Here is a 25,582-nt window from a genome sequence, read left to right on the forward strand (position 1 = left end):
ACTATACATTATTTGCACTTACCGGTATTATTTATCTCCCCGGTCACCACTACAGGATTCGTAAATGTCACTGCTGACGCATTATCCGTTAAGTTTATTTTATTCGCTTTTACCACTCCGCCTTGTACTTGTAGCAAACCTGCTCCTACATTCACTTTTGCTAATGCATTTGTATTACCTATATCGCCAGTTACTGTACTATTATCGGTAAACGTTACTATACCATTATTTGCATTACCGGTATTATCTATCGCTCCGGTCACCACTACAGGATTCGTAAATGTCACTGCTGACGCATTATCCGTTAAGTTTATTCTATTCGCTTTTACCACTCCGCCTTGTACTTGTAGCAAACCTGCTCCTACATTCACTTTTGCTAATGCATTTGTATTACCTATATCGCCAGTTACTGTACTATTATCGGTAAACGTTACTATACCTCCTCCATCTGTATTACCTGCAAGCGTTATCTTTGCCGGGGCTTTAGAGTCTATAATTATTCCAGCATTCACTCCCTCTAAAAATATATTTCCTAAACCTGTATAATTATTGGCAGGAGCATCAAAACCATGATTTGCAGCAATAGCATTAGTACCGTTTAAAGTTAAGTTTTGGCCGGCAGTAATAGTAACAGGCAACAAGTTACCTCTCGTTATAATCGAACCAACGGTGGTATTTTGCATAATATTTAGACTTACAGGATTAGTATCCGCAACATTTATAGCCATAATAATACGACCGATTACATCTGCATCGATAGCATAATTACCACCGTAAGTAAATGCCCAATTGTCTTGAGGACCGCCAGCAGGAGTACCATTAGCTACCCCTCCAGCCGTTATCTCATTCCAATTATTATTGTTAACATTATCCCTAAATGCTGCATTATTAGTAGCAATAACACCTGCAGCAACACCGAGTGCCCCGCTACTACTCAGCATTATCGCTGCGGTTGAGGTGGTGAATAAAGCGGCTTTAAGACCTTGTTGTATTGCTTTTTGAAATAATTTTGGAGAAATATTCGCCATATGTAACCTTAATAAAAATTAACTCACTTAAAAAGTGTTATAATTCTAACGCAACTTTTTTATTATGTCTATTATAATTAATAACATAGATAATATTTTTATGTATAGATTATATGTCATTCCGTAGCGGCGTTGGCCTTGTTGCATGGCTCGAGAAATCTGCTGGGTGTGTCATCCCGTGGACAAACCATGGGATGACAGGGAGGGAATTGCTCCACGCGGGCCATGCCCGCTCGCAATGACTATTTAGTATCCATATTCTCCTAACACCTTAATAACATCATCATACATATAATATTCAGAAGCATTAGCTTTGAGCAATAATTCTGTAGCCGGGACACAATGATTACTCTTCACCATGGCCAGCGGTGTTAGACCTGATTTATCACGATAATTAATATACGCAGTGTGTTCAATTAAAAACTGTATTAATTCTTCACCGCAATTAGCTTTTATAGCATGATGCAGAGCTATACGTCCTAATTGGTCTTTGTACTGGGCGTCAACACCTTATACTATATAAATAAAGTTTCTACTAACTCTAAATCACCGGCATATATTGCTTTTTGTAAAAGCTTTTGTCCTAAAGCTTTATCAAATTCGAATGTCAATGATAAATATATTTATGTCATTCCTGCAAAAGCAGAAATCCAGCATAAAGCGAGATAAATCGAGCTTTAAATTTTCAAAAATTTGCTGTATCTATAATTTTTTCTTGGATTCCTGCTTTCGCAGGAATGACATAAGAGCCATGCAACAATGCCTACGGTTGCGTAGCGCATGACGAAAAAATACCCTACCTCTCAGGCAATAATATCTCTCTTTTACCTGTATGATTCGGTGGTGAGACTATTCCCTCTTTCTCCATCTTCTCAACTAAGTTGGCAGCTTTGTTATAGCCAATTCTAAGCGACCTTTGGATATAGCTAATGGAAGATTTGCGTTCGTCACGCACTATCTGCACAGCTTTTTTGTAAAGCACTTCATCAGAGGTGCCGTCACCGATATCAATGCTACTATCGTCTTCTTCAGGTTGCTCGGTAACGGCAGAGATATATTCAGGCGTACCGCTATCTTTCAAATATTCCGTAATTTGCTCAATTTCGGCTTCATTAACAAACGGTCCGTGTACCCTACTTATCTTGGAAGTACTCCCCATAAATAACATATCACCCATACCGAGTAACTGCTCGGAGCCTTGTTCTCCTAAAATCGTTCGGCTATCGATTTTAGAGGTAACTTTAAAACTAATACGACTTGGAAAATTGGCTTTAATGACACCAGTAATAACGTCTACAGAAGGTCTTTGCGTTGCCATAATAATATGGATGCCTGCCGCTCTTGCCATCTGAGCAAGCCTTTGAATCAGCATTTCAATATCCTTACCGGCAACTAGCATTAAATCAGCCATCTCATCAACAATAACCACTATGTAAGGCAGTTTTTCCATGTTCATTGTAACGGTTTCGTAAATAGGCTTACCTGTTTCAGGGTCAAAACCAGTTTGAATCGAACGCTCAATTACCCTATTCTCTTTAACCGCTTCTAAGATTTTTGCATTATAACCTGCGATATTCTTAACACCGATATTGCTCATCATTCTATAACGGTTTTCCATTTCCTTAACTGCCCATTTAAGAGCAACTACCGCTTTAGAAGGCGCGGTTACCACGGGAGTTAGCAAATGCGGTATTCCATCATAAGCCGATAATTCAAGCATTTTCGGATCAATCATGATAAAGCGACATTCTTCGGGAGTATAGCGGTATAAGAGCGACACAATCATCACATTAATACCGACGGATTTACCTGAGCCGGTAGTTCCTGCTACTAATAAATGAGGCATTTTAGCAAGATCGGCAATCAGCGGCTTACCTGCTAAATCTTTACCCAAGACTAACGGCAATAAAGTTGATTTGTCTTGGTATTCTGGGGTCTCTATAAGTTCTTTTAAGCAAAAGAATTCACGCTGCTTATTAGGAAGCTCAATACCAAGTACATTTTTGCCGGGTATAACTGCTATCCTTGTTGATAAAGCAGATAGTGAGCGTGCTATATCGTCAGATAATCCTACTACCCTTGATGTTTTCGTGCCTGCTGCCGGCTCAAATTCATATTGAGTTACCACCGGTCCTTGATTGATATTAATTATCTGCCCTTTAACTCCAAAATCATTCAGCACGGTTAATAACTCTTCAGCCTTTTGTTTAAGCTCTGAGGAAGAAGATCCTTTTACATGATGTTTTTCAGGATTACGTAATAACGAAATAGGAGGCAATTCTGCTATTTCGCTTTGAGATATTTTAGGGCTAACAGGTTTGCTAAAGAATTTTATAGGATTTGCAGGTACGGATCTCGCTTCTTCAGGAAATTTTACTTTTTCACTTACAGGCTTTTGGTAAGAAGAAGTTATATTTAACTTATCATTGTTTTTAGTAGGGAATAATCTTATCGACGACAATCGTGAAAATACATTATGTAAAAAAGATTGTATCCAATAGATTAAAAATTTCCCTAGCTTAATAATAAAATTACTTAAAGAAGTAAATTTAATTTCAAATAAAACAACTAATATAATAAAGGTAAAAAATATTAATAATAAGTATAGTTGATTTGTAAATCGCTCCAAAAAATTAGAAGCTATTATTCCGATAGCTCCACCTGCATTTGCCGGTATGAATTCTAGCTTAATCTTAGATAATAATGTGCTACTGCTAACGAGAGCAAGCAACATTACAAACATACGGATAAATGAGCCGCGATATCTTCCATACCAACAATTTCTCCCCCAAACAAAGCAAGCAAGCGGTATGATAAAAGCAGCCAACCCAAAAAATTGATATAAACAATCCGATAAATAAGAGCCAAAAATTCCGACTAAATTACTATGGTACTCTGTTGTGACCGAGTTAAACGACGGATCGTCTATATTATATGACGTGAGAACAGTAACAATCCCAAGCCCGATTATCCCTATGATAACCGCTTGTACCTTATTGTTTGAAAGAATTTTATTTATGTAATATAGCATAGTTTTAAATATTAAGCTAAATTATGAGTTTTATATCTTTTTCTATAATATTCTATAGGCTTTTCAATAAAGAAATAATTATTACTGTTATAAAAGTAACCAACGTATTAAGAAAAATGTCCCATTATCAGCCCAATATGAAATAGCAGGTAGTATATTATACAAGACAATTAAATGACAACAATATATTGGGTAGAGAGTAAAGCAATTAATTTGTCTAACTTATTATCTTTGGTTAAGTCAAATATTTTTCCTAAAGATAGAGCAAATAAACAATAAAAAAGTAATTTTTTTAGTTGAGGCTCTATTGGGATAAACGGAAAAGTAATAATTATTAATATAATATATAATATAGAGTAATTGACTAAGCCAAGACTTTTTTTCGTTTATTTCTTGATTAGTATAAATATAAAATGCTTGACTACCAATTAAGAAAACTGCAAGTTCAGAAGAAAAGAATCTATAAGACCAAGAAGTTCCTATAAATCCATTAAACTGAAGAATAATGCTAGTAATTAAAAATATACAAATTATGGATAAAATATAGATATTTTTCTTTTTTAGAATCCAAGGTGCCATTAAATAAAAAGAAATTTCTAGCCCAATTGACCAACCAGGAGGTATCAACAAAAATTAATAAAGAGGAGGCGTGGAGTCAATAAAGTATTTTGTAAACTGTACTGTATTATTATTAATACCAATAAACATTGTTAGGTTTGCAAAAATTAAAAAAACCAGCCGGAAATGGAAGATTACACAATTGCTTAAAAAAGAAAATTTTTGCTGCAAGAAGAAAGTAACTAAAATACAAAAGATCTAAGTAGGATAAAGCCTTAAATATCTACGTTTCCAAAATTTTATTTTGCTTGTATAATTGCTCTGAATCATAGCCATATAAAAGCCGGATGAAAAAAGATTGTACTGCAATTGTTGTACCTATAAATTTAAGCAATGGATGAGAAGTTGAATGTGCAACCACAACAGAAATAGCAAATAATAACCTCACTACAACCATTATGTTAAATAATAATTATATTAGCAATTACATAATATCTAAAACCTACATCAAGTAACATAGCAGCACTTCTCACAACAATAATAGGATAAGTTATTTACATTAAAAGAGCCATTTTGTATTATGAAAAATATATTTTTTTGAGGGAAAGGTAACCAAAATTCATGACCATAAAAATCCACACAGAAAAAGATTTCATAAAGATGCGGGCAGCAGGAAAATTAGCTGCAGAGACGCTCGATTTTATTACTGATCACGTAAAACCGAATGTCACTACTAATAGTTTAAATGGCCTTTGTCATAATTTTATTACTTCTCATAATGCCGTTCCTGCACCGTTAAATTACAAAGGCTTTCCAAAATCAATTTGTACTTCTATAAATCATGTGGTTTGTCACGGCATTCCAAACGATAAACCGTTAAAAAACGGTGATATAGTAAATATTGATGTTACAGTAATTTTAGACGGTTGGTACGGTGATACTAGCCGTATGTATTATGTCGGTGACGTAGCAATTAAGCCAAAGCGTCTTATTCAAGTAACTTATGATGCAATGATGAAAGGGATTGAAGTAGTTAGACCCGGTGCTAAACTTGGTGATATCGGACATGCTATTCAAAGCTATGCCGCGAAACATAATTATTCTGTGGTTAGAGATTATACGGGTCACGGTATCGGAAGAGTTTTTCATGACGAACCGTCAATATTAAATTACGGTCGCAGCGGCACGGGTCTAACATTAGAAGAAGGAATGTTTTTCACCGTTGAACCTATGATAAATGCCGGTAATTATGACACTATATTAAGTAAACTAGATGGATGGACAGTTACTACACGTGATAAATCATTATCGGCTCAATTTGAGCATACTATAGGCGTGACTAAAGACGGTTTTGAAATATTTACGTTATCACCTAAAAAACTTGATTATCCTCCATACTAAACTGTAGAGTAAAAATTGATTTTGTTGTATGGCTATCTATGTCATTCCCGCGGGATATTGTTGCGTGGATCAAAAAACGCACTCAGTGTCATCCCGTGGCTTGACCACGGGATCCAAAAAGCATTTAAAAAGATTAGATCCCGCGATCAAGTTAGCTAGGATGACATTAAAGATTACTGGATTCCCGCTTTTAGCTAGGAATGACATCAGCAACATTTTACTTATTTATAATTTGAATAAACATAAAGAATGTTAGAAAATAATTTGTTAGAATTTAGTAATGATGAAATAATAGATACGCCTCATTATATAGGTCACCGTAAAAAAGTAAAAGAACGCTTCGTTGCCGCTGGAGCAGAACATTTTCTGATTACGAATTACTTGAAGTAATGTTATTTACGGCTATCCCTCGTAAAGACATAAAACCTCTTGCTAAAAAATTACTTGATCATTTTGATATTACGGATTTAATTAACCTTGATAAGGAAATGCTACTTAGTATTAAAGGCACCAATGAAAATTTATATATCAATTTTGCTCTACGTGAGCTGATAAATTAGAGTATTGAAACAAAAAATAATAAATAAAAATATTATTGGATTGATTATTTAAAAGTTAATATGGGCAATATGCGACTCGAGCAATTTCATATATTATTTTTGAATAAGAAAAATATTTTAATTGCTGATGAGGTTTTAAGTCAAGGAACTATAGACCAAGCTGCGGTATATCCCACGTGAGATAATTAAACGAACTTTATTTAACGAAGCAAGCAGCCTTATAATTGTGCATCATCATCCAAGCAGTAGCCCTGAACCTTCAAAAGCCAACATTCATATGACAAATAAGATAGTAGAGACATGCCAAACCGTAAATATTATAGTTTTAAATCTAATATGTTCCTATGAATATAAATAGCTACAGCACATTATTTATTTTTTCTTTTATATCCACCGCTATATTAACATATATATTAACTAAATATCTTCCTACTATCGGTTTAGTTGATATACCAAGTAACCGTCGTTCTCATGATAAGATAACACCGCGCGGCGGCGGTCTTGCTATTGTAGTTGTTGTAATGATTGCTTTGAGCGGGTTTGAATATATAACGAGCAATAACTTTGTTAATTCAATAAAAATATTACCGTTAGTATTGGCAATTGCTTCGATTTCCTTTTTAGATGACTTAAAAGCCGTACCTATTCTAATTCGTTTAATAGTCCACTTAATTTGTGCAGCTTTTGCTATTTTTCTTTTTTCGCAGCTAAACTCTGTACATATACTAATATATTCTATTTTAGTTATAGCTTTAAGCGGTTTTATTAATATATATAATTTTATGGACGGTATAGACGGTATGAGTTGTGTGGAATCTATCCATCTATCTAGCACTATGCTTATATTATGTTTTTTACAATTTCCAACTATTAATAATCCATATTTTATAGCTAGTGTAAATGTTATTATTCTTGGTTGTTCTTGTGGTTTTTTAATATTTAATTGGCATCCGGCAAAAATATTTTTAGGAGACGTGGGAAGTATTAGTCTTGGATTCTTAACGGGTCTTTGTTTGCTCCTGCTGGCTCTTACAAGCACTAATTTATTTATAGCTTGTGCTATTGCTAGCTTATATTACATCACTGATGCAGTGCTAACCATATTAATTCGGCTATTCAATAAAGAAAAAATTTGGCAGCCTCATTTAAAACATTTTTTTCAAAAAGCAGTACAAAAAGGTAAATCTCATAAACAAGTAGTATCGATTATAGCAGTTTGTAATATATTTTTAATGATCATATCGGTTACATCTTTACATTTTCCCGTAATATCTATAATACTTGCTTTAGCCGTCATAACTTTAACAGTGCAGAGTTTATTAAAATGAAGCTAATTAAAGAGGATATCGATAAAATAGTTAGACGTATATTTGCTAAACAACATCCATTGCTGCCTGAAATCATGATTAACTGGAATAAAATAGTCGGATTTAACTTCAGCACTAAAGCATTACCTTTAAAAATCACCACCTATACTTATAAAAAACAAAAGATTAATACGCTGTTTATACAAGCTGAAGATAATGCTACTGCAGCAGAATTACCTTATTATCAAGATATTATTCTAGAACGTATTAAAATTTATTTAGGCTTTGCAGCAATACATAAAATGAACGTAACGTTTTATAAAGGCAAAAAGAGTCTTTAGATTAAGAGTTTGTTGGCATGAATATCAATGCCATCTCTACTATAACTCCGCAAGCTTGTAGGTGTTGTTGCCGTAGGATCTAGGAAAAATAATAAAAATGCTGTAAATCAGAATTTTTTACTGGATTGCTTCGTCAATTACTTCGTAATTTTTCCTCGCAATGACAAAAAAGCTGAATAATGCGATAATACCTTGCAGTCGCTTAGCTCATGACGTCTCAGTATCCACGTAGGCAATACCAAGACATATAAACAAAAAAGGAGCCTTTAATAAAGACTCCTTTTTCGTGTTAATAGCTTGTAAAAAGATTTAAGACTAATTACATATCAAATCTTAATCCTGCCATTAAGTTATGACCTTTATAACGGGTTCCACCAAATTTAACTTTATCCCTGTCAATAGTTTTGGTGGTATTTTTTGTTTTACCGTAATCTCTCCAGCTATAAACTAGTTCAGCTTTTACACCTTGTGCAACTTCAAATGAAGTGCCTAAAGATAATTGATAAGCAAAGTTAGTTTTATTTTTAGTAGTACCGTTGAAATTGTCAGTTACACCATCTTTAATATCTTTAGAGTTAATTTTTTCCTTTACAAAAGCAGCACCAACACCTGCACCTGCAAATACTTTAAACATGCTTAAATCGACGAAATCAACATAACCGTTAAGTAATACACTTACAATAGTAGGTTTATTTTTTACTGAGAAAGAATTACCGCCTGGATAAGTTTTTGATTTCTTTAAATGACTACTTGCTACCGTTCCAATTGTTAAATCGGTTCTTAGATTATCCATGATATAGTAACCCGCACCGATCTCACCTGTAAATCCTGTATTAGACTTTATATTATTTAACTTAAAATCTGCTCCTTTAGGTTTCGTTTTGTTAAAAATCACACCGCCAGCATTAAGTTTTAAATACCATTGATTTTCCACAGATGATGACATCGATGAATTAGTAGATGAATCTACAGAAGAATTCATATCGCAATCAGCAAATGAAAGACCAGAAGTTAAAAGTGCTGTGCTTGCAGCTGCTATTAAAAGTAATTTTTTCATATTGTTAAATTTTTCCTTTAAATTTTATTAGTTGTTAGTAAAAACGATATTAGATAATAATTTTACAATTTTTACCTAAATTCGATAAAAAATAGCTTTAAGTGACATTTCTGAGTTGTCATCTAATATCACTCCGTAGCTTAACCACCGGAATCCAGTCTTTTTTTTGTATTTCTAGATACCGTGGTTAAGCCACGATATGATATTAGGTTATTACCTAAAACTATTAATATATTCTTGTTAATTATATATCAAATCTTATACCGGCTGTTAAGTTATGGCTTTGATAATGCATACCACCGGTTGGTACACTTGTTCCTTGGTAAATTACATTCTTACTTTTTGTTCTACCATCATCTATCCAGCTATAAGCTAGTTCTACTTTAACACCGTCGGCAATTTGTGCAGAAGTACCTAAAGTTAGCTTGTAAGAAATATTAGTACTGTTTTTAGTGTTAGATGAAAGACCGGTTATCCCATTATATGTAATTTTTTCTTTAACTAATGCAGGACCAACACCGGCACCAGCAAAAACATCGAACATATCAAAATTAGTTAAATCTACATAACCGTTAATAAGTAAACGTGTAATAGTAGGTTTATGGCTTGCTGAAACATTAGTACAGGTAAAAGGTGCATTAGTCACAGCTCCGGATTTCTTTAACTTACCACCGATTATAGTACCTAAAGTTAAATCGGCTCTAAAGTTTTCGGAAATATAATAACCGATACCTAAAGCAACTGGAACAGTTGTATTAGATTTTAATTTAACACCGGTTGCCTTATCTTTTTCTTCATTAAACATTGCTGCACCGGTATCTATTCTTAAATACCACTCATGATCCATGCCCTCAGCAAATGATACGCTAGAAGACAAAATTGTTGCACTTGTAGCAGCTATTAAAAGTAACTTTTTCATGATTAGCACCTCAAATTAAATAATTAAACATTATCTTAATGGCATATATAACATATTATATTTTTTAGTTCTATATTTAATCGGCAATTAGATTCATATAATAAAGCTTTTATTAAGTTTTGTGACAAAATAAACACATATATAGTTAATTCATGTTATTTTAGGTTCTGTGAAATCTTCACAGAACCTATGTATTTATTAAACTTATCTTTCTCATCTTTAAATTTATCGGCATCAGGCAAAGCAGTTTTTTTTTTGGTAATATTTTTCCATCCTTTATTTTCTATAAAATCTTTTGCACGTTCTACCCATTCTATTAACCCCGGTGATTCAGGTTTAATAGCACCTATAGGACAATCAGGAACACAAACGCCGCAATCTATACATTCATCGGGGTTAATGACTAACATAAAATCATCTTCCCTTTCACCTTCATAAAAACAATCTACAGGACATACTTCAACACAATCGGTATATTTACATTTTACGCATTCATCGGTTACAACATAAGTCATTATATTATCTGTTTTTGATTTTGTCGATTAATATAGCAGTTCTTAAAAGTAATACTAATAGAAAATATAATATAAAACTAATAAACATGATAATTAAAGGCTTTAGCATTGAAGAGTGAATAGTTGGACTCCCTAGCCTTAAAACACTAGCAGGCTGATGCAAACTATACCAAATATTTACCGAGAATTTTACTATCGGTATGTTAATCAGTCCGATAAGAGCAATAATAGAAGAAGGATTTTGTGCCTTTCTTATATTATCCGCACTATTCACTATAATAATATAGCTTAAATATAATAAAAATAATATGAGCATGGAGGTAAGTCTTGCATCCCAAACCCACCATGTCCCCCATATAGGTTTTCCCCATAAAGAACCTGTTACTAAACTAATCAAAGTAAAAGTAGCTCCAACGTAACTAGAAGCTACGGCTAGCAAATAGCTAATAGTAGTTTTCCATACTAAATAGCTAAAGCTGCATACTGCCATGAAAACATAAACACCAAGAGCCATCCAAGAGGCAGGGACATGAACATACATAATGCGTACAAAATCACCTTGCTGATAATCTACCGGCGAAACTATGAGGGCTAAATAAAGACCTATAATCATCATTACGCAAGTAGATATAGCTAATATAGGTATTATAACCTTTGATAATTTATTAAAATAATAGGGGGTTAATAGTTGTAGCATGTTTTCTTACTTCTTTATGTCATTCTGTGGCTAGAAATAACAGTTCTTATCCTCTTAAAAAACTCTTTCATTAATAGCCCCGAATCTTCGGCAAGAATTCCGCTATATATTTCCGGTCTATGAAAACAAGCACTACTGTTAAAATATCGCAAATTACTTTCGACTGCTCCGTGCTTGGAATCAGAAGCCCCATAAAATAAACGTTTTAACCTGCTATGAGCTATAGCTGCCGCACACATAGCACAAGGTTCTAAAGTAACGTAAATATCATAATCATTTAAATTTTTAGAAGATATAAGATTACATGCTTCATTAATAGCAATAATTTCAGCATGATAAAGAGCGTTATTTTTTTCTTCCGTATTGTTATGGGTACTAGCAATAATTTTTTGATTTAACCTATCTACAACTACCGCTCCGACCGGGACTTCATTTTTATCAAAAGCAATCTTTGCTTGTTTTAAAGCTTGCTCCATGAAAAAATTATTAAAATTAGCTTCTTTATCTAACAATATATTCACGATACTTTACGTGTTCTTCGATTCCAAAAGGATCTTGGTGGATAATTATTTCAGCCTCCGGAAATTCCTGCAATATTTCAAAAGCAATCTCATCGCTAATTTTATGAGCATTATAAAGCGACATATTGCCGTCCATTTCCAGATGGCACTGGATAAAAGCTTTTTGACCGGCATATCTAGTTTTCATTTCGTGCATACCTTTTGCCCCTAAATGGTTATTAACTATCGAGATAATTTTTTGTCTGTCTTGTTCGGGTAATTCATGATCTACTAAATTTTTAAATGCCTTTTTAAATAAAGAATAAGAAGAGTGAAATATATATAACGAAATAACTACACCAAATAATGGATCAACAAACCAAAAATAATCACTTAAATTTATAGAGATAATTACTATAACATTGGTTAGTAAGTCCGTGAAGTAATGAAGCTTATCGGCTTTTACTATTTCCGATCCTGTTTTTTTAATTACATAAGTTTGGTAAAGTACTAAAATAATTGTTAAGAATATACATACATACATTACAGTAGTACCGTCGCTAATATTCTCCGGTTTTGTTTTTTCAAAAAAAGATTTAACCGAAGAAAAGCCTACAAAAAAAGCTGAAGCAAAGAAAAATATCGATTGAGAAAAAATTGTTAAATCCTGCATTTTTTCATACCCGAATCGATGATGATGATCCGGCGGTTGCAGGGCAAATCTTAAAGCTATTAGATTAATAAAGGAGGAAGTTATATCAAGCATTGAATCAATTAAAGAAGCAAGGATTGATTGCGAATCGGTAACAACCCAAGCATATAATTTTATACTTAAAATAATTAATGCCGTAGTAACCGATAAATAAGATGCCGATTTTATTAACCGATTACGGCTATTAGTATCCATGACAAATCTTTCCAATTTATTTATTTGTAGTTTAACAAAGAAAATATAAAATTCAATTATAATAAGGTTCTGTGAACAAAATTAAAAATAAATAATTTAAATTTTGTTTACAGAATCTAGTTTTAGCTTTACAAAATTCTAAAAACCATATACTTATTAAGTATATATTAATTTAGAGAGAATTATATGAAACTATTATCTAAAATTATGATTATAGCTCTTGCAACTTCTATGTTACAAGCCTGTAACGGTCCGGGCGGTATGAATAAACAAGGTACAGGAACACTTCTTGGCGGTGCTGGCGGCGCATTACTTGGTTCTCAATTCGGTAAGGGCAAAGGACAGCTTGTTGGAGTAGGTGTAGGTGCACTACTTGGAGCAGTTCTTGGTGGACAAATCGGTGCAGGTATGGATGAGCAGGATAGAAGACTTGCAGAGCTTACCTCACAGAGAGCTTTAGAAACAGCTCCTAGTGGTAGTAACGTAGAATGGCGTAATCCGGATAACGGCAATTACGGTTACGTAACACCTAATAAAACTTATAGAAATAGCACTGGTCAATATTGCCGTGAGTACACTCAAACAGTTGTAATAGGCGGAAAACAACACAAAGCATACGGTAATGCATGTCGCCAACCTGACGGACAATGGCAAGTTGTGAATTGATAGAAAAAATGTCATTGCGAGGAAAATTACGAAGTAATTGCCGAAGCAATCTCAAGAATTTTATTATTTCATGAGATTGCCACGCAGCTTATGGCTGCTCGCAATGACGTTATAACAAAAAGAGCAACCTATGACTTTCATAATAACAAGTACGGCATTTAAACATAATGATCGCATTCCTGATAAATTTACTTGTAAAGGACAAAATGTTTCACCGCATCTAGAATGGAGTAATGCTCCTTCAGATACTAAATCTTTTGCACTTATAATGTATGATCCGGATGCACCGGTAGAAATAGCACCACCACACGGTATATGGGATCATTGGATAATATATAATATTTCTGCTTCTATTACTAAGCTTTCAGAAGGACAAATAGATAGTAGTATTAAAATTTTAAATAATAGCTGGCAAGAAAAAAAATACGGCGGTCCTTGTCCACCTGCCGGCAAACCTCATCGTTATTTTTTTAAACTATATGCCCTAAATGATTATCTTGAGCTTGATGAGAATGCTAGCAAGCCAGATTTAGTATTAGCCCTGCAAAAACATTTACTTGCCGAGGCAGCACTAATCGGCATTTATTCTATTTAATGAATGCTATTTATTGCCCACTGTGTCATCCCGTGGTTAAGCCACGGGATCTAGAAAAATAACTTAAAACATTAATAACTTTAGTATTTATTACTGGATCCCGTGGTCAAGCCACAGGATAACAGAAGTGAACTGACACATGCAAAAACCTATAATCGAGTTTCGTAACGTATCTAAAAAATTCGGTAATAAATTGCCGATAAATAACGTTAGTTTCACTGTCAAAAAAAATAATATCACTACTTTAATCGGACCTAACGGTGCAGGTAAAACTACCATAGTACGATTAATGCTTGGACTTGAAAAACCTACAAACGGCGAGATTATAATTGATCCCAAACTAAAAATTGGATATGTACCGCAGAAGTTCGGATTAACCCCTGATTTACCTATTACAGTAAAAAATTTTTTAGAGTTGTTAGCACCGAGTAATTTTAATAACAATATTAAAGAGATTAACTCATTTATTGATTTGGAACATATAAAAGATCAAGAAATTTCTAAGCTCTCAGGAGGGCAGTTTCAAAAGGTAGTTCTTGCATGTTCAATAGTTAATAATCCCGACTTAATTATTTTAGATGAACCGTTACAGTCTTTAGACGTAACAAGCCAACAAGAATTTTATCAGCTTATTAATTTGATTCGTAAAAAGCTCAATATTACGGTTTTTATGATTTCTCATGATTTATTTACCGTAATAAAAAACTCCGATCAAGTGATATGCTTAAACGGTCACATATGTTGCAGCGGAATACCAAATGAAATAACTCCTAACTCTGAATTCTCAAATGCACTTTCTGCTCTAGGCTTCTATACTCACCACCATGACCATAAGCATTAGAATTCTTGCATAACTTATTTGTCTCCAAAAGGATCTCTCCTTATTAGCTATGTTATGCAAGAATTCTATTATATTTGAATTGTATTCCACGCTCACCTAAGCTTGTTCTGTAGCATCACCTATCAACTCTACTTTTAATGCATTGTGATCCGTATTATCGAACTGAGTTAAATCATTTTCATTTATATTACTTGATTCTTGTTGGCCTGTTATCACATTAAACAATTCTTTCGTAGTGAGCCTGGCCTTAGATAAGCTTTTTACCTTATAACTATATTCAATAAAGAGTTTCTGCTGACTTGGTTCCATGGCAAGTAATTCTTTCACACTAACACCGGCGTCAGTCAAACTTTTTATATTATCGTCATTTTCAACAAAGAATTCTTGTTTATTGTTTTCTATATTCGAAATTTGTGCAAAAGTAAAACCTATGTTAAGCAATGATATTTCCTCTTCTGTTAAATCTCGATTAATTTGCTTAGTTATTATAATTTGTTGTAGTAATTTACTATCAGTTTTTAGCTCTTCAATAGTAGAATATTGATTAACCTGGTTATTAGCATTTTTTCCTAAGTTTAATTCTATTGTTGGTACTTCTCTTGTAATAGGATAAACATTTGTTGCATCGCCATATATAAATCTTACTCCATTGGTTTTGGATGAAGTATAGTGTTTATATCAAGTTTAGGAGTTTGTCCGCCACATCCTACATATAAATTTAATGCTTGTTTTTGTAATGCTTCTCTCAATTTATTTATTATAGGTACAAATAATAATTTATCTTCTTTCCCTAAATGCTCAAATGAATCTAGTACCATACATAGAAGTGGCTTTTTCATTCTTTTTTCCCTCTCCAGCAAGCCAAGCATATGACTGAGCTCTTATATTTCCTTTATCATCCGTAATAAAAACCGGCATTTGCTTTACTCATACCGTCTAAAATAGATTTTTCGGAATCATGTCCTATAGATTGGCAAGAATTACTAAATTTACCAAGCATAAAACCTTTCATATCATCGGCAGGTAATTTAGGAAAATTATACTTTTTGCCTTTTACCTCTATATCAAAATTAATATCAGGCATATAATATTCTTTTATAAAGTTCAATGCTTTTTGAAAACTATTATTATCTAGTTTTCCTTTTAAAGAAAAATTAGCTAAATTTTTTGCATGTAATTTATTTTCTTCTGATAATTCTTTTTCATTGTACTTATAAGATTCTTTAATTACTATTTCAGTTACTTGATTTACTAATTCTTTAAATCATTTTTAGTCATCTGCTGAAAATCATTTAATTTATTTTCTTTAAGAATTTTTTGAAATTTTTCAGTTTTTTCCAGTAAGTGTGCATTACTGAAAATATATAATGAGTCTCTTCCAGATTTATTTAAAATTTGAAAAAATTCAAATGTTTTGGAAGACAATGTTTGTGAATTAAATTGAAAACTCAATTCTATTGTTTCTTTTGTATCATAATTAACAGTTTTTAAGTAACTTTTTATATCTTCTAAATTTCCAAAGTAAGTAGATACTTTTTTAGCCATTTCTAAAGAATTTAAACCGCCATTCTCCGTATATAAGTCAGCAATTTTCGACAATATGGCAATATTTCTTACATAGTTCTTTACTAATAAGATTTTTTTAAGGCGTATATTTGTACTTAAATATTGCTTATGTATTTTTTCAAAAACATCATTAGTATTTAATTGATCAAAATTATTTTCTAATAATTCTTTTTCACTAGACTTTTTATTTAAGCCCTCTTTATATAATAAATTTCAGCATCGTCTTGGTTTATTCCAGCTTTTTTTAAAGTCATGGGATTACTTTTAGTATTTTCTTCTAAGGTTGTTATGGCCTTTTCTAAATTAATTTTTTCTTTTGGATTACTAGCTTTCGCTAGTTTTTTGTTTAATTGTTCCAAGCGTTGCTTTGGATCTTGTTTATCTATCCATTCTTCGATAGTTAATAAATTATAAATTTTTTCAATACTATTAAATGTAACTTTCATTAATTTCTTCTTTTATAATTATTCTACAGAAAACCATAAAACATGGTAATAACCACAAAATGTGATAATTTTTAAAAAATAGCAAGAATTAGATTAATTTTTCTTAACGAAATCAAGGGATGAGTGTTAAGGATAATTTAGAAATACATCAAATAGCAAATTATATAGAGTAGCTTGCTATTTATATTAGATCACACCAAATATTGCTTTAAATATCTACCGGTATGGCTTTCCTCACAGGCAGCGATGTCGGCAGGGGTGCCACATACAACTATCTTACCGCCTTTGTCGCCACCTTCAGGACCAACGTCAATAATATAATCTGCAGTTTTTATAACATCTAAATTATGCTCGATAACTAAAACGGTATTGCCCATATCAACAAGTTTATGTAACACTTTTAACAATTTATTAATATCGTCGATATGTAATCCCGTAGTCGGTTCATCAAGTATATAAAGCGTTTTACCGGTTGAACGTCTTGATAATTCTTTAGCAAGCTTAACGCGTTGTGCTTCACCACCTGAAAGAGTAGTAGCAGACTGACCGATTTTAATATAGCCTAGACCCACTTCATTTAAGGTAATTAATTTTTCATAGATTAACGGTATTTTTTCAAAAAACTGCATCGCATCTTCTACAGTCATCATCAAAATATCGGCAATAGATTTACCTTTATATTTTATTTCAAGCGTTTCTCTATTATATCTGTGACCGTTACAAATATCACACTTTACATATACGTCAGGTAGGAAATGCATCTCTATTTTTATTAGCCCATCACCTTGGCATGCTTCACATCTACCACCTTTAACGTTAAACGAAAATCTGCCTACTTTATACCCTCTAGCTTTTGATTCAGGTAACTCCACAAACCAATCCCTAATATGGGTAAAGGCACCTGTATAAGTCGCAGGGTTTGAACGAGGAGTTCTACCTATCGGAGATTGATTAATATCGATAATTTTATCAATATATTCAAGTCCTTTTAACTCTCTATATTTGCCGGGAAATACTTTGCTAGTTGGCTCTAAATGCTTTAGAGCCGCTTTATATAGAGTATGAATCATCAAGCTTGATTTACCGCTTCCCGATACTCCCGTTATAGCGGTAAAAGTACCAAGCGGAATTTTGATATCAACATTATCTAAATTGTTGGAAACCGCCCCAAGTAATTCAATTGCCCTATTATCATGCCCTACTCTTGTTTCAGACGGCACTTTGATTGTTTGACGACCACTTAGATACCTCCCTGTGATACTTTCTTCAAAATTCTTTATTTCTTCAGCATTTCCTTCCGCAATAACACGACCGCCGTGAATACCGGCTCCCGGTCCTATATCAATAATATGGTCTGCTTCATATATTGTTTCTTCATCATGCTCGACTACCAAAACGGTATTACCCAAATCTCTAAGCCTTTTTAGTGTCTCAATTAATCTTGTATTATCTCGTTGATGAAGACCAATAGACGGCTCATCAAGTACATATAAAACACCGCTCAGTCCTGAACCTATTTGAGATGCAAGACGAATACGCTGACTTTCCCCCCCCGATAAAGTACCTGCTTCTCGTGATAACGTTAGATAATCAAGCCCGACATTCATAAGAAATTTTAATCTCTCGGTAATTTCTTTGAGTATACGCTCAGCAATAAATAATTGCTTTTTATTTAATTTTTCTTCTAAGTGACTAAACCATTTTTGCAAGGCTGCAATACTCATACCTGCTACTTCACCTATATGAAAATTTGCTATTTTAACGCATAATGCTTCGTCTTTTAATCTAAACCCTGAACAAGCAGTACATTTATGCTCTGACTTAAATTTAGCTAGTTCTTCTTTAATTAAAACCGATTCTATAGTACGGTCCTTTTCTTGCAAACTTGGTATTATACCGGCAAAAGGTTGTTTTATTATTTGCGTTTTAGAACCATCGTGAAATTCAAACTTTATTGCCTCTTCTCCTGAACCTTCAAATAAAATATCCTTAACATTTTGTGATAAACTTACAAAAGGTACTTCAATAGAAAATTTATAATGATCGGCAAGAGCCTTTAATGTCTCTAGGATAAATTTAGAAGCTGTACTACCCCAAGGCACTATTGCACCGTCTTTAATAGCAATTCTTTGATCCGGAACTATTAAATCTCTATCAAAGAAAAACTCCTTACCTATCCCTTCACATTTAGGACATGCTCCAAAAGGGCTATTAAAAGAAAAGATTCGAGGCTCTATTTCAGTAAGCTGAAAACCCGATACCGGACAAGAATATTGCTCGGAAAAAGTAATACGCTGATTTTTTTCAAACTCGCTCTTAACTGCCAGCGGTAATTCTACAATTTCCAAATAAGTAATACCCTCGGCAAGATTTAACGAACTCTCTAAGCTATCTGCAAGTCTATTACCTAAACTTTCGTCTAGAACTATTCTATCAACGATCACTTCTATATTATGATTCTTATTTTTATCAAGTTTCGGTAAATCATCAATTTCGCAAACTTCCCCGTTAACTATTAATTTCTGAAAGCCTTGCTTTTTCAAATTCATAATTTCACGCTTGAACTCACCCTTATGTCCTCTAACAATAGGAGCGAGTAAATATATTTTCGTACCCTTAGGTAGTTCGTTAATTATATCTACCATCTCGGAAACTGTTTGGCTATGTATCGGAAGACCGGTTGCCGGAGAGTAAGGAACACCCACCCTTGCATATAATAACCTAAGATAATCGTAAATTTCCGTTATAGTTCCAACCGTAGAACGTGGATTTTTGGAAGTAGTTTTTTGGTCAATTGCAATAGCAGGCGATAATCCGGAAATAGATTCTACATTAGGTTTATTTTGTAAATGTAAGAATTGCCTTGCATATGAAGATAAACTTTCAACATATCGCCTTTGACCTTCTGCATAAATAGTATCAAACGCTAAAGAAGACTTGCCTGAACCGCTAAGACCGGTGATAACAACAAATTTATTCCTTGGAATATTAACATTTATATTTTTTAGATTATGCTCTTTAGCACCGCGTACCTTAATATATTCTTGGTTCATAATCACTTCACTACAAAATTTTTGAGATATTTTTTAAAAAACCTGTAGTATTATAGGCGCTTTTATTTTATTATTGCAATAGTAATATTTTAAAGTAGGTAGTAATCTATGGCAGGTAGTTTAAATAAAGTAATATTAATAGGTAATGTAGGGCGTGATCCGGAAATGAGGACTACAGGCGAAGGAAAAAAAATCATTAATCTTTCCTTAGCAACAACCGAAACTTGGAAAGATCGCATTACCAGCGAACGAAAAGAACGAACTGAATGGCATAGAGTAGTGATATTTAGTGAAGGGTTAGTATCTGTTGTAGAACGCTATGTCACAAAAGGTAGCAAATTATATATTGAAGGTTCATTGCAAACCCGTAAGTGGAATGATAATTCAGGTCAAGAAAAATATATCACGGAAGTTGTATTACAAAACTTTAATTCACAATTAATATTATTAGATAGTAAAAACTCTAATAATCATAATCAAGATTCAGGGCATAGCGAATATAAACATCCTGAAACTAAAAATCATTCCTTTGACCATAGCGACTTAGACGACGAAATACCGTTTTAATCAAAATTGTTATGAAAAATTTTATTTGGGCAATAATATTTTTAATACCAATATTTCTTTCAGGGTGTTCTACTACTCATGATGTAGCTAGAAGGGTAAAGCATTCGCAAGATATAGCAACTCAAAATAACTTTCAGATGAGGCTAGTAAACGGTGGTGATTTTACTCTTACGACTTATCAGCGTATTACCGACCGTAACCTACCTTTTGTATTCTATATTGAGGGAGATGGACATCTTGCGGATGGATCTGCTAATTCCGACAACCCTACTCCCGTTAATCCGATGCTCTTAAAGCTTGCTACAATGGATAAAAGACCGAATATTGTTTATATAGCAAGACCTTGCCAATATACTCCTTTAGAAATGAACTCAAAATGCATTAGCGATTATTGGTTAGATAAAAGAATGGGGCAGGAAGTCGTAGATTCAATTAACAATGTCATAAATATTATCAATAACGGACAAAAATTTAGCTTAGTCGGCTTCTCCGGTGGCGGCGGGCTTACAATATTAATTGCCGCTCAAAATAGTAATGTTAAAGATATTATAACGATTGCCGGTAATTTAGATACTAAAAAGTTTGATAAATATCATAATTATCGTGGTTACTTAGTTAAATCCTTAAACCCGATAAATTATGCAAAACAGGTTAATAATATCCCTCAATTACATCTCTCCGGCATGGATGACAAAAGAGTCCCGCCTTTCATAGCAGCACTTTACGTAAAAACAAGTAACTCACCGTGTGTAAAAAAGCAAACTTTTCCTAATATTTCTCATGCAAAAGGTTGGGATAAAGTTTGGTCTAATATATTAGATATTCCTCTGATTTGTAATTAGGCATTAGGAAATATTATTAATTTATATTCAAGCACTTATCATGGCTTTTGCCCTTAATGTTATGCCGGCTGTACCAAATTGTTTTAGACATTTTCCAATCTTTAAACGCTTTACTTCCGTAACATTTACATATGCTGTATCAGCTGCTTGTATGTATGTTATTAGCTCTTTTGGTTTTCCTCATTTAATAAAAATCTTTAAAAACTGGGGAGTATTAATTATTATGATTCCAACAAGTATTGGATTTGGTATATTTCATTTTGAAAAATTGGAGAAAGAAAGTGAAAATTATCCGACAAAATCTTTTGCTCCTTCTCCGGTGATGTCTGCTTAATAATGAGGAAGGGGAGATTTATGTTTGTTAATAGTAGCCCTTATGCGTTCTAGTGTTTGTTTAGTATTTTTATTAGCATGTGTTATAGCATCCATATAAAATACCTACTTCTTTCTGTTCTTTTTTGAAAGCTTCTTTATTTCCTATGTTAGCCAAAGCTTTAAAACTATGTTTTATAACTTGTCCAATATTTTTAAAAACATGCGAATTATCTTTTTTAGCTGTTTCTGTGCACCATATATCTAGATTCTCTAATTCTTTTTTGAGTTCTTGAGAAATTGCTTTTTTGTTTTCAGGATTTTCCTGCCATTTTTCATAAGTATTAATAATCTTTTCTAATTTTTCTTTAAACTCTTTTTCGTTATTACTCGGTTTTAAATTAAGCATTACACCAGAATGGTCTGATGATAGTTCTGTGAGGGTATTAATAATCATTTCTTCCTTTAATCCATTATTAGCTCCATTAAGCAAATTTTCATATTTACGTCTACATATGGAGCGATACTTGTGATATCATAATTATTAAATATTAGTTAACACAAAAGAAATTAAAGCTTTAATTAATAAACTTGAGAAATATTTTTAATATTTCGTTTTATAAGGTGATAAATTTACTATTTAGAAGAAAGAGAAAAGCTGCTTAGTTTAAAGACTTGGTGAAAGACAATTAATATTCAGTTAAACGGTCAAAAGCTTGACTTAATGCTGCATCTGCGGTTTGATACGTTTGTAGAAATACCGAGAAATGCAGAATGGCGCACCCTAAAGGATTCGAACCTCTGACCCACAGATTAGAAATCTGTTGCTCTATCCAGCTGAGCTAAGGGTGCTAAACATTTATGGTAAACATAATATCAGTTTAAGCAAAGTTTTTCAAGGATTCTTTTTTTATTAAAAAGAATAAGCAAATATGATAAAAAATATTCATGGATAAATTCTACAATTACAATTCTTCTTCACATCAGGCTTTACTTAGTTTTAAAGTAAAGCCTAATTCTAAACAAAATCTAATTAGCAATTTTGTAATTATTAATAATATCCCATATCTAAAATTATCTATAAAAGCAATACCGGAACAAGGTAAAGCGAATGAAGAAATCATAAATTATTTAGCAAAAGAATGGAAATTATCACGTAGTAATATCGAAATTATTAAAGGTCATACTCATAGCTTAAAAACGATATTGATAAAAAATATTAATGAAGACTATTTAAATTTGATTATTAATTCCTATATTAAATAAGGTGCAGTTGTTGCTAGACTTCCAATGTCATTCCCGCATAGGCGGGAATCCAGTTTATATTTATTATTTTCTAGATTCCTGCTTCCGCAGGAATGACATAAAGTCATATGACGAAAAAATAATTTATTAAACTGGAATAATTATGATACAAGAAAAAAAGAAATTTGATGCCGAGGTTGGCAAGATTTTAAATTTAATGATTCACTCTCTTTATAGTAATAAAGAGATTTTTATGAGGGAGTTAATTTCCAATGCTTCGGATGCTTGTGATAAATTACGTTATTTATCTCAAAGTAATAGTGAATTAGTAGCTGGCGATAGCAATTTTAAAATTACGGTTAAAGTCGATAAAGATAACGGACAAATCATTATCCGTGATAACGGCATCGGCATGAATAAAGACGATTTAATTGAAAATCTCGGTACTATTGCAAGATCGGGTACGGCAAATTTTCTTAAAAGCCTATCCGGTGATTCTAAAAAAGACAATATGCTAATCGGTCAATTTGGTGTTGGATTTTATTCAAGCTTTATGGTAGCCGATAAAGTGACTGTAACCTCAAGAAAAGCTGGGGAAGATAAAGTCCATATTTGGGAATCAGATGGGCTTGGTGAATATACTGTCTCAGATTCAGATAAAGAGTTCACAAGAGGCACGGCAATCGTTTTACATATCAAAAAGGAAGAAGATACATTCCTTGATCATTTTAGATTAAAACACATCATTAAAAGCTATTCCGATCACATAGCAGTACCAATATATTTCTTTGATGAAGCTGGTAATAATGAAATCCAGCTTAATTCAGCTTCTGCATTATGGACAAGACCGAAATCGGAAATTACGGAAGAACAATATAAAGAATTCTACAAAAGTCTATCTTATGCCATTGATGACCCTTGGATAACTATGCATAATAAAAACGAGGGAGCTATAGAATTTACTAACCTACTTTTCATTCCATCAAGCAAAACATTTGATTTATTCCACCCTGATCGCAAAAGGCGAGTAAAATTATATATAAAAAGAGTATTTATATCTGATGAGAATATAGATTTAATCCCGTCATATTTAAGATTTTTACGAGGCGTGGTTGATTCAGAAGATTTACCACTAAATATTAGCCGTGAATCACTGCAGCATAATAGCGTGCTTGAGAAAATCAAAAATGCTATTACAAAAAGAGTGCTTGGCGAGCTTAGAAAAAAGAAAGAGGAATCACCTGAAGAATATAATAAGTTTTGGGCTAATTTCGGCGGTGCTTTAAAAGAGGGTTTATGTGAGGCTACTACCAACCATGAAAAATTATTAGAGGTATGCATATTCAGAAGTGCCTTGCATAATAAAATGATCAGCCTTGACGAATATATAGCGAATTTTAAAGAAGGGCAGAGTACTATATATTATTTAAGCGGTGATAACCCCGATAAATTACTTTCAAGCCCACAAATCGAAGGGTTATTAAGTAAAAAAATCGATGTATTACTTTTTACCGATACAGTGGATGATTTTTGGGTAAATGTTAATAGCAAATATAAAGAACATGCTATTAAATCAGCGACAAGAAGCGATATCGATGTAGAGCAAACTACTTCACAATCTGAGGAGAAAAATACAGATAGTAAAAAATCCGATGATGAATATAAATTGCTAACAGATTATTTTAAGGAGACACTAGGGGAGTTGGTAAAAGAAGTTAAGATCTCTAAAAAACTTACTTCAAGTCCTGCTTGTCTTGCCGTTAGCGACGCTGCTATGGATATTCGTATGGAGAGATTTTTGATTGAACAGAAACAAATAGCTAATGCCTCAGCTAAAAATCTAGAGTTAAACCCTAAAAATAAAATCATAGAGAAAATCTTTAACGACTTAAAAGCAAATAATAAAAATAATGAAGAATTGGTTAATCTAATATTTGATCAAGCCTGTATTTTAGAGGGTGAACCGGTTGCTGATACAGGTGCATTTTCAAAGAGATTAAACGATATTGTACAAAAAGCCATATTATAACTTTAAACTTTTTTAATTTTAATGTAGAATAGTTGCAAACGTGAGTTTGGAAGTATTGTTCTGTTCGATTTCATTCCCGCGTAGGCGGGAATCTAGAAAGAACATTCAAAATATCTGATTATAGAATTTTATAATTAATAAAATGGATTCCCGCCTACGCGGGAATGAAATCGAGAAAATGTCTTATTACGATATTATATTTAGCAAACATATAGATAAGATCAAAAACGAAGGAAGATATCGAGAATTTAAGGCCTTAAAAAGACAAGCCGATAATTTTCCTTTTGCAGAACACGCTAATAAACAAATAGTTATGTGGTGCATTAATGACTATTTGGGTATGAGTAAACATGCAAAAGTAATGCACGCTTCTATAGATGCCTTGCTAAAATACGGTGTTGGGTCAGGTGGAACTCGCAATATCGGCGGGAAAAAAATAGCCCTTCTTTTGCTTGAAAAAAAAATTGCAAATTTAAACAAAAAAAAAACAGCTTTTGTTTTTTAATCCGGGTTTTTTGCAAAAAATAAAACACTTGCAAGTCTTTCTAAAAACATAACGGGTATAATATTTTTTTTCCATGAGCTAAAACAATCATCAA

The 25,582-nt window shown here is 32.8% G+C and carries 25 protein-coding genes, 1 tRNA gene and 5 pseudogenes; 14 read left to right on the forward strand and 17 right to left on the reverse strand.

Annotation, left to right across the window (positions count from 1 at the left end):
- Positions 1–20 precede the first annotated feature (20 nt).
- From TENJIKU01_RS04225 to TENJIKU01_RS04230, 3 genes and pseudogenes are all read right to left on the reverse strand, one after another.
- Positions 21–1,028: pseudogene (locus TENJIKU01_RS04225) on the reverse strand (autotransporter outer membrane beta-barrel domain-containing protein); the annotation flags it as partial.
- Positions 1,029–1,274: 246 nt separating this feature from the next.
- Positions 1,275–1,502, reverse strand: coding sequence for an ankyrin repeat domain-containing protein (locus tag TENJIKU01_RS10695; RefSeq protein WP_227779978.1), 228 nt, complete (start codon positions 1,500–1,502; stop codon positions 1,275–1,277).
- A 322-nt stretch (positions 1,503–1,824) separates the two neighbouring features.
- Complete coding sequence (locus tag TENJIKU01_RS04230; protein ID WP_064429326.1) at positions 1,825–4,059, reverse strand: DNA translocase FtsK; 2,235 nt, start codon at positions 4,057–4,059, stop codon at positions 1,825–1,827.
- 1,179 nt (positions 4,060–5,238) lie between these two features.
- Between TENJIKU01_RS04230 and map the strand changes: the two genes are divergently transcribed.
- From map to TENJIKU01_RS04255, 5 genes and pseudogenes are all read left to right on the forward strand, one after another.
- The gene (gene map, locus TENJIKU01_RS04240) at positions 5,239–6,018 is read left to right on the forward strand and encodes a type I methionyl aminopeptidase (RefSeq protein WP_064429327.1); all 780 of its coding nucleotides are present in this window, start codon (positions 5,239–5,241) and stop codon (positions 6,016–6,018) included.
- A 249-nt stretch (positions 6,019–6,267) separates the two neighbouring features.
- Positions 6,268–6,578, forward strand: a pseudogene (locus TENJIKU01_RS04245) (UPF0758 domain-containing protein).
- Positions 6,579–6,582: 4 nt separating this feature from the next.
- Positions 6,583–6,936: pseudogene (locus TENJIKU01_RS07630) on the forward strand (JAB domain-containing protein).
- On the forward strand, positions 6,923–7,906 hold the full coding sequence (locus TENJIKU01_RS04250; RefSeq protein WP_064429328.1) for an MraY family glycosyltransferase: 984 nt from the start codon (positions 6,923–6,925) through the stop codon (positions 7,904–7,906). The pseudogene TENJIKU01_RS07630 and the gene TENJIKU01_RS04250 overlap by 14 nt, the downstream one beginning before the upstream one ends.
- Positions 7,903–8,226 (forward strand): DUF721 domain-containing protein, encoded by a 324-nt coding sequence (locus TENJIKU01_RS04255; protein WP_014014855.1) that lies wholly within the window; start codon positions 7,903–7,905, stop codon positions 8,224–8,226. The genes TENJIKU01_RS04250 and TENJIKU01_RS04255 overlap by 4 nt, the downstream gene beginning before the upstream one ends.
- A 319-nt stretch (positions 8,227–8,545) precedes the next feature.
- Here TENJIKU01_RS04255 and TENJIKU01_RS04260 read toward each other — a convergent pair whose 3' ends face one another.
- The 6 genes from TENJIKU01_RS04260 to TENJIKU01_RS04285 form a co-directional block, all read right to left on the reverse strand.
- Positions 8,546–9,283 carry an outer membrane protein gene (locus tag TENJIKU01_RS04260; protein WP_064429329.1) on the reverse strand — a complete coding sequence of 246 codons (738 nt, stop codon included), beginning with the start codon at positions 9,281–9,283 and terminating at the stop codon, positions 8,546–8,548.
- Between the two features lie 244 nt (positions 9,284–9,527).
- Complete coding sequence (locus TENJIKU01_RS04265; RefSeq protein ID WP_064429330.1) at positions 9,528–10,202, reverse strand: outer membrane beta-barrel protein; 675 nt, start codon at positions 10,200–10,202, stop codon at positions 9,528–9,530.
- Between the two features lie 155 nt (positions 10,203–10,357).
- The gene (locus tag TENJIKU01_RS04270) at positions 10,358–10,717 is read right to left on the reverse strand and encodes a ferredoxin family protein (protein WP_064429331.1); all 360 of its coding nucleotides are present in this window, start codon (positions 10,715–10,717) and stop codon (positions 10,358–10,360) included.
- Between the two features lie 4 nt (positions 10,718–10,721).
- Positions 10,722–11,414 (reverse strand): heme ABC transporter permease, encoded by a 693-nt coding sequence (locus TENJIKU01_RS04275; protein ID WP_064429332.1) that lies wholly within the window; start codon positions 11,412–11,414, stop codon positions 10,722–10,724.
- 14 nt (positions 11,415–11,428) lie between these two features.
- On the reverse strand, positions 11,429–11,935 hold the full coding sequence (locus TENJIKU01_RS04280) for a nucleoside deaminase (protein ID WP_004997207.1): 507 nt from the start codon (positions 11,933–11,935) through the stop codon (positions 11,429–11,431).
- Positions 11,916–12,821, reverse strand: a complete 906-nt coding sequence (locus TENJIKU01_RS04285) for a cation diffusion facilitator family transporter (RefSeq protein WP_064429333.1) — start codon at positions 12,819–12,821, stop codon at positions 11,916–11,918. The genes TENJIKU01_RS04280 and TENJIKU01_RS04285 overlap by 20 nt, the downstream gene beginning before the upstream one ends.
- Positions 12,822–13,007: 186 nt before the next feature.
- On the opposite strand from TENJIKU01_RS04285, the gene TENJIKU01_RS04290 reads away from it, so the two are divergent.
- The 3 genes from TENJIKU01_RS04290 to TENJIKU01_RS04300 all read left to right on the forward strand — a co-directional run bounded on the left by TENJIKU01_RS04290 (position 13,008) and on the right by TENJIKU01_RS04300 (position 14,923).
- The gene (locus tag TENJIKU01_RS04290) at positions 13,008–13,487 is read left to right on the forward strand and encodes an RT0821/Lpp0805 family surface protein (RefSeq protein ID WP_064429334.1); all 480 of its coding nucleotides are present in this window, start codon (positions 13,008–13,010) and stop codon (positions 13,485–13,487) included.
- Positions 13,488–13,617: 130 nt separating this feature from the next.
- Positions 13,618–14,082: a YbhB/YbcL family Raf kinase inhibitor-like protein gene (locus tag TENJIKU01_RS04295; protein ID WP_064429335.1), complete on the forward strand. Its 465-nt coding sequence runs from the start codon at positions 13,618–13,620 to the stop codon at positions 14,080–14,082.
- A gap of 139 nt (positions 14,083–14,221) precedes the next feature.
- Positions 14,222–14,923, forward strand: a complete 702-nt coding sequence (locus tag TENJIKU01_RS04300; protein ID WP_064429336.1) for a metal ABC transporter ATP-binding protein — start codon at positions 14,222–14,224, stop codon at positions 14,921–14,923.
- Between the two features lie 96 nt (positions 14,924–15,019).
- On the opposite strand, the gene TENJIKU01_RS04305 is transcribed toward TENJIKU01_RS04300, so the two are convergent.
- From TENJIKU01_RS04305 to uvrA, 6 genes and pseudogenes are all read right to left on the reverse strand, one after another.
- Complete coding sequence (locus TENJIKU01_RS04305; protein ID WP_064429337.1) at positions 15,020–15,364, reverse strand: hypothetical protein; 345 nt, start codon at positions 15,362–15,364, stop codon at positions 15,020–15,022.
- Positions 15,365–15,564: 200 nt separating this feature from the next.
- Complete coding sequence (locus TENJIKU01_RS08515) at positions 15,565–15,741, reverse strand: hypothetical protein (protein ID WP_172795040.1); 177 nt, start codon at positions 15,739–15,741, stop codon at positions 15,565–15,567.
- Positions 15,722–16,007: pseudogene (locus TENJIKU01_RS04310) on the reverse strand (hypothetical protein). The gene TENJIKU01_RS08515 and the pseudogene TENJIKU01_RS04310 overlap by 20 nt, the downstream one beginning before the upstream one ends.
- A gap of 167 nt (positions 16,008–16,174) precedes the next feature.
- Positions 16,175–16,522, reverse strand: a complete 348-nt coding sequence (locus TENJIKU01_RS04315) for a hypothetical protein (RefSeq protein ID WP_064429338.1) — start codon at positions 16,520–16,522, stop codon at positions 16,175–16,177.
- Positions 16,523–16,677: 155 nt separating this feature from the next.
- Entirely contained in the window at positions 16,678–16,935 is a 258-nt protein-coding gene (locus tag TENJIKU01_RS04320) for a hypothetical protein (protein WP_064429339.1), read from the reverse strand.
- Between the two features lie 191 nt (positions 16,936–17,126).
- On the reverse strand, positions 17,127–19,988 hold the full coding sequence (gene uvrA, locus TENJIKU01_RS04325) for an excinuclease ABC subunit UvrA (RefSeq protein WP_064429340.1): 2,862 nt from the start codon (positions 19,986–19,988) through the stop codon (positions 17,127–17,129).
- A 108-nt stretch (positions 19,989–20,096) separates the two neighbouring features.
- Here uvrA and TENJIKU01_RS04330 point away from each other — a divergent pair, with 108 nt between their 5' ends.
- Genes TENJIKU01_RS04330 through TENJIKU01_RS04340 form a run of 3 tightly spaced genes read left to right on the forward strand, consistent with a single transcriptional unit; the run spans position 20,097 to position 21,731 of the window.
- On the forward strand, positions 20,097–20,555 hold the full coding sequence (locus tag TENJIKU01_RS04330; protein ID WP_064429341.1) for a single-stranded DNA-binding protein: 459 nt from the start codon (positions 20,097–20,099) through the stop codon (positions 20,553–20,555).
- A gap of 11 nt (positions 20,556–20,566) precedes the next feature.
- On the forward strand, positions 20,567–21,397 hold the full coding sequence (locus tag TENJIKU01_RS04335) for an alpha/beta hydrolase family protein (protein ID WP_010977856.1): 831 nt from the start codon (positions 20,567–20,569) through the stop codon (positions 21,395–21,397).
- A 40-nt stretch (positions 21,398–21,437) separates the two neighbouring features.
- Complete coding sequence (locus TENJIKU01_RS04340; protein WP_064429342.1) at positions 21,438–21,731, forward strand: hypothetical protein; 294 nt, start codon at positions 21,438–21,440, stop codon at positions 21,729–21,731.
- A gap of 72 nt (positions 21,732–21,803) precedes the next feature.
- Here TENJIKU01_RS04340 and TENJIKU01_RS04345 read toward each other — a convergent pair whose 3' ends face one another.
- Positions 21,804–22,166, reverse strand: coding sequence for a hypothetical protein (locus TENJIKU01_RS04345; protein WP_227779977.1), 363 nt, complete (start codon positions 22,164–22,166; stop codon positions 21,804–21,806).
- 318 nt (positions 22,167–22,484) lie between these two features.
- Positions 22,485–22,561, reverse strand: a tRNA-Arg gene (locus tag TENJIKU01_RS04350).
- A 96-nt stretch (positions 22,562–22,657) separates the two neighbouring features.
- Here TENJIKU01_RS04350 and TENJIKU01_RS04355 point away from each other — a divergent pair.
- The 3 genes and pseudogenes from TENJIKU01_RS04355 to TENJIKU01_RS04365 all read left to right on the forward strand — a co-directional run.
- A complete protein-coding gene (locus TENJIKU01_RS04355; RefSeq protein ID WP_004997180.1) occupies positions 22,658–22,975 on the forward strand; it encodes a DUF167 domain-containing protein in 318 nt (105 codons plus the stop codon).
- A gap of 142 nt (positions 22,976–23,117) precedes the next feature.
- Positions 23,118–24,983: a molecular chaperone HtpG gene (gene htpG, locus TENJIKU01_RS04360; protein WP_064429344.1), complete on the forward strand. Its 1,866-nt coding sequence runs from the start codon at positions 23,118–23,120 to the stop codon at positions 24,981–24,983.
- Between the two features lie 178 nt (positions 24,984–25,161).
- Positions 25,162–25,582, forward strand: a pseudogene (locus TENJIKU01_RS04365) (aminotransferase class I/II-fold pyridoxal phosphate-dependent enzyme); the annotation flags it as partial.

This window comes from Rickettsia sp. Tenjiku01 (genome assembly GCF_001653015.1).
GTDB classification, from domain to species: domain Bacteria; phylum Pseudomonadota; class Alphaproteobacteria; order Rickettsiales; family Rickettsiaceae; genus Rickettsia; species Rickettsia rickettsii.